Annotated in this window: 4 protein-coding genes and 1 pseudogene; 2 read left to right on the top strand and 3 right to left on the bottom strand. The window is 34.5% G+C overall.

The window, feature by feature from the left end; all coding sequences use genetic code 11:
• Positions 1 to 238 precede the first annotated feature (238 nt).
• Positions 239 to 2119, bottom strand: coding sequence for a molecular chaperone HtpG (gene htpG, locus V7127_RS20655; protein WP_335347490.1), 1881 nt, complete (start codon positions 2117 to 2119; stop codon positions 239 to 241).
• Between the two features lie 204 nt (positions 2120 to 2323).
• On the opposite strand from htpG, the gene V7127_RS20660 reads away from it, so the two are divergent.
• Both V7127_RS20660 and V7127_RS20665 read left to right on the top strand, forming a co-directional pair.
• The gene (locus V7127_RS20660; RefSeq protein WP_335347491.1) at positions 2324 to 2773 is read left to right on the top strand and encodes an SRPBCC family protein; all 450 of its coding nucleotides are present in this window, start codon (positions 2324 to 2326) and stop codon (positions 2771 to 2773) included.
• Between the two features lie 24 nt (positions 2774 to 2797).
• On the top strand, positions 2798 to 3514 hold the full coding sequence (locus V7127_RS20665; protein WP_335347492.1) for an NAD-dependent protein deacylase: 717 nt from the start codon (positions 2798 to 2800) through the stop codon (positions 3512 to 3514).
• A gap of 227 nt (positions 3515 to 3741) precedes the next feature.
• Here V7127_RS20665 and corA read toward each other — a convergent pair whose 3' ends face one another.
• Complete coding sequence (gene corA, locus V7127_RS20670; RefSeq protein WP_335347493.1) at positions 3742 to 4683, bottom strand: magnesium/cobalt transporter CorA; 942 nt, start codon at positions 4681 to 4683, stop codon at positions 3742 to 3744.
• Positions 4684 to 4793: 110 nt separating this feature from the next.
• Positions 4794 to 5093, bottom strand: a pseudogene (locus tag V7127_RS20675) (GNAT family N-acetyltransferase); the annotation flags it as partial.

Genomic DNA, 5093 nt, shown 5'->3' on the forward strand with positions numbered 1-5093 from the left:
CTTTGGTGACCACTTCCCCCTTTTTTTACTTCAAACGGTCATCAGAACAGCGCTTTGGTGACCGTTCCACCCTTTTTTCACTTCGAACGGTCATCAGAACATCTCTTTGGTGACCACTTCCCCCTTTTTTCACTTTGAATAGTCATCAAACTTTTCTTTGGTGACATTTCTAGCCTCTTTTTTACATCGAACTGTCATATGATTGGGCAAAAAAGAGTTGCCGTAGCAACTCTTTAGTTTAAACCATTACTTTACAAATATCATTCGTAAATTCGACAGGATCCTGGATTGGGAGCCCTTCGATTAAAAGTGCCTGATTATAAAGAAGGTTTGTGTATAAAGTTAATTTCTCTTTATCCCTTTCAAATGCCGACTGTAATGATTGGAATACCTCATGATTCATATTAATTTCTAAAACCTTATCCGCTTTAACATTTTGATTATCTGGCATAGAATTAAGGATTTTTTCCATTTCTATGGTTACTTCCCCATCGGATGATAAACAAACGGGGTGAGTTCTTAATCTTTTTGAAACTCTAACATCCTTTACTTTTCCAGATAAGATCTCTTTCATATAGTCAAAGAGTTCTTTATTTTCATTTACTTCCTTATCCGCATCTTGATTATTTTCATTCTCGTCAATGCCTAAATCTGCGCTCGACACAGACCTAAACTCTTTCTCTTTATAGGTCATAAGCATTTTTATAGCAAACTCATCAATATCATCAGTGAAGTATAGGATTTCATAGCCCTTTTCTGCCACTAACTCTGCTTGTGGGAGCTTGGCAATTCTCTCGTTCGATTCTCCAGATGCATAATAGATATATTTTTGGTCTTCAGGCATTCTGGATACATATTCATCTAATGTAACTAACTTCTTTTCCTTTGAAGAATAGAACATTAATAAATCTTGTAAAACCTCTTTATGCGTTCCAAAATCACTATATACGCCAAACTTTAACTGTTTGCCAAAAGATTGATAAAACGTTTCGTATTTTTCTCTTTCATTTTTCAGCAAGCTTTGCAGATCGCTTTTAATCTTTTTATTTATGTTTTTCGCAATGAGCTTTAACTGACGATCATGCTGCAAGATCTCTCTCGAAATATTCAGTGATAAATCCTCAGAGTCCACCATTCCTTTAACAAACCCAAAATAGTCTGGAAGTAAATCTGCGCATTTATTCATGATTAATACGCCATTGGAATATAATTCTAACCCCTTATCATATTCTTTAGAATAATAATCAAAAGGTATTTTCTCTGGAATGTACAGAATCGCATTATATCTGATGGCACCGTCAGCACTGATGTGAATGTGCTTCAGCGGCTTGTCAAATCCATAATGTTTTTCGTGATAAAAAGAGGTGTAATCATCTTCGGTTAATTCATTCTTGTTCTTTCTCCAGATCGGAACCATGCTATTAATAATTTGTTCTTCTGTATAATCTTCTAATTCATTGTCACTGCCTTCTTTTACTCTTTTTCCTGTAATATCCATTTTGATCGGGTAGCGAATAAAATCAGAGTATTTTTTAATAATAGCTTTTAAGTGATATTCATCAAGATACTCATCATAAGTATCTTCTTCATGATTTTCTTTTATTTTTAAAATAATTTCAGTGCCTACCTGTTCTTTTTCACTTGGGACGATTGTGTATCCATCCGCACCTTCGGATTCCCACCTGTATGCTTGATCACTGCCTAAAGCTTTACTAATAACAGTTACAACATCTGCGACCATAAAGGCAGCATAAAATCCAACTCCGAATTGACCAATAATATCATGGCCATCTTTAAGTTCATTTTCTTTTTTAAAAGCTAAAGAACCACTTTTGGCAATGATCCCGAGATTGGTTTCTAATTCTTCCTTCGTCATTCCGATCCCGGTATCAAAAATAGTTAAAGTTCGATTCTCTTTATTAGGAACAACTTTTATGTAGTAGTCTTCTTTGTTAAAGCTTAAATTTTCATCTGTTAGTGCTTTGTAATATATTTTGTCAATTGCATCACTTGCATTTGAAATCAACTCTCGCAAGAATACTTCCTTTTGAGAATAGATAGAGTTGATCATCATTTCTAAGAGCCTTTTCGATTCTGCTTGAAATTGTATTTTTTCCATTATGCCCTCTCCTTCCAATACTTTACATCTGATATGAATAGCCAAATTAGCACTCTTCCTATCAGAGTGCTAAACCACTAACAATTAAATACCATATCCTCTTTTTCTTGTCAATTGAACTATCTTCAATTCATGGTAAAATAAATAATACAAACGTAATTAGAAGATTTTTCTATATTTTATATAAAGGAGAGTTTGCTAAAGATGAAACAATGGACACATGAGGTGGAAATAGACGCCCCTATCGAAAGAATATGGAATCTCCTTAATGGCTCATTGGAGAATATGCAAAAAATAATGCCAAATGTAGTTGAACACACACCAATAAAGATTACGGATGAAAGGGTCGGAAGTGTTTACCGTCAAAAGTATAAAGAAGGTAATCGAATCGAAGAGTATGATGTTAAAACTTTAGAGTATTTGGACTCACCTACGTATAAAAAGCTAAAAGTAGGATTCGTATTGGCAAACATGTTCGACATAACAGCTTTTTATGAATTAATTCATATTAGTGATGAAAAAACTTTATTTAAATACACAGCTACCAATCGACCATTAAAATGGTTTGTCAAATTACTATTGCTACTATCAAACAAGAAGGTAGTAGTAGAATTTTCGGATAGGGTCAAGCAAATCGCTGAATCTGAAGCTTAATAGTTAAAGGAGGCAGTGGGAAAATTGATTAATCTTTGGTTAAAGGAATCTAAATATACAGTGGTTTTTTCAGGGGCAGGGATGTCAACCGAAAGTGGATTGCCTGATTTCCGGTCTTCTAAAGAAGGAATGTGGAACAAGAAAGATCCGAAAAAGATTGCCAGCGTAAAATCACTCAATGATAATGTAGACGAATTCATTGATTTTTATCGTGAGCGAGTACTTGGGGTAAAAGAGTATCAGCCGCATAAAGGACATTATATATTAGCTGATTGGGAAAAACGCGGGATCATTCAATCAATTATTACTCAGAATGTCGATGGTTTTCACCAGCTCGCAGGGAACAAGAAAGTTGCTGAGCTTCACGGCACATTACAGCAATTACACTGCCAGTCTTGCGGGAAAAAATATAGCAGCGGGGAATACATAAATGAAGCCTATTCTTGCCGATGCGGCGGGTTGCTGCGTCCATCCATAGTATTATTCGGCGAATCATTGCCTGAAGCTGCATTTCAACTTGCTCTGGTGGAAGCGGAGAAGGCGGAGCTGTTTATCGTTCTTGGCTCTTCCCTAACGGTTTCACCAGCTAATCAATTTCCATTGATTGCAAAAGAAAATGGGGCAAAATTAGTCATTGTGAATATGGAGCCTACAGATTTTGATTTTTATGCTGATGAGGTCATAAATAGCAAGAAAATAGGAATGTGGCTGAGTGAACTTGATGGAGAATTGAAGAATTGACCGAAATAATGATCAAATGTGATTGGTGAAAACCATTCCATTGCCTATTCTTTTGTGATCGTTTTTCAACCTGAAGAGGTAAAATCAATGAACCTTCAGATGTTCTAATTATTATATTTATCTAATTAAATAAGTTTAGAAAAGTCAAAGGGCTGTTCATTTTATAAACAAAACAGCCCTAACTTTGATTAATGTCATTCGATGCCGATTTTTATTATTAATACATCTTATTTAAACCAGCCCATTCGCCATAGAACAAAAAGCAAGGTAGATCCGACTAATAGCATAACACCAAGTATTCCGAAATAGCCCCATTTCCAAGTGAGTTCTGGCATGTATTCGAAGTTCATCCCATAAATGCTGGCAATAAAAGTTAAAGGAATAAAAATGGAAGACATAACTGTCAGGGTTTTCATGATATTATTCATTCGGTCTGAATTTAGTGAGATATAACTGTCTCGAATATCATTCGTCATTTCACGATTAGACTCTATCATTTCCGAAAGTTTAAGCAAATGATCATAAATATCCATGAAATACATTCTCTCATCCTTTGGAATTATAACCCTTTCAGAATTTAAAATTCGATATAATAATTCACGCATTGGAAAAATTGTCCTTCGAAGCTTTAACAATTGGCTTCGTATTTCAAATACATCATTCATTAAATCTTTCTTGGCATCTTTTAATTCAATCTCGTTTAGCTCATCCTCGATTTTATAAACGGCCGGAAAATACTCATCAACTATTTTATCCATCAATTGATAAAATAAATGTAAAGCTCCTTTTTTATAATGTAAATCATTCGCTAATAACTTTTGTCTTACGATAGTTATTTCAGACGAAGGAGTTAAATGAAAGGTGACGATAAAATTTTTTCCTACAAACACATCCACTTCTTCTGGCAGAAGGGTATGCTGATTTAATGTGTGGATGACATAAAAATCATAACCCTCATAGTAATCAAGCTTCGGCCGTTGCAGTAAATGCAAGCAATCATCTATCGCTAATGGATGGAAGTTAAAATGGGTTTTAAGAAGATTCGTTTCTTCTTCAGTTGGAGATTCAAAGTCTATCCAAAACCATTTTATATCGTCTTGAAATAATTGCTCAATGGGCAGATTCTCTGCAAGCTGAAAGTCACTCGTTATCGAAAAAGAACGGATCATACGGATAAAATCCTCCTAACACGAATAGTTTGCTCTGGATGTGGATTAAACATGCCTATACTCATGTCAAAATGATCAGAGAATACCTCGGACACCTATTGCAACATTTTTTATGCTTGAGATATTATTGGATGCTTAATGTTTTCCGGAAAATTATTGTGTTCGGCGTCCCTAACAAAAAGCACTTCACTTCCTTTAAAAATTTCCCTATCAAAATGTATTCTCTGATAATCTGGAGTATAGTGAAAAACAATTTTAAATGTACCCTTCTTTGTTATTTTTGAAAGTATCTCTTCAATCTGTATTTCTTTTTTGCTAATAATGTCAAAAATATGTATCTCGTTATCTTCTTGTTGATAGATCAGTATAATATTCTCATCTTCGATATAATAAATATCATTATGGAAGAC

Origin of the sequence: Bacillus sp. JJ1773 (genome assembly GCF_036962035.1) — a bacterium.
In the GTDB taxonomy this organism is placed as follows: domain Bacteria; phylum Bacillota; class Bacilli; order Bacillales; family Cytobacillaceae; genus Cytobacillus.

Excerpts from the sequence above, each read along its gene's own strand:
- V7127_RS20660 (WP_335347491.1), top strand. The coding sequence starts at position 2,324 with ATGAAACAATGGACACATGAGGTGGAAATAGACGCCCCTATCGAAAGA.
- corA (WP_335347493.1), bottom strand. The coding sequence starts at position 4,683 with ATGATCCGTTCTTTTTCGATAACGAGTGACTTTCAGCTTGCAGAGAAT.
- htpG (WP_335347490.1), bottom strand. The coding sequence starts at position 2,119 with ATGGAAAAAATACAATTTCAAGCAGAATCGAAAAGGCTCTTAGAAATG.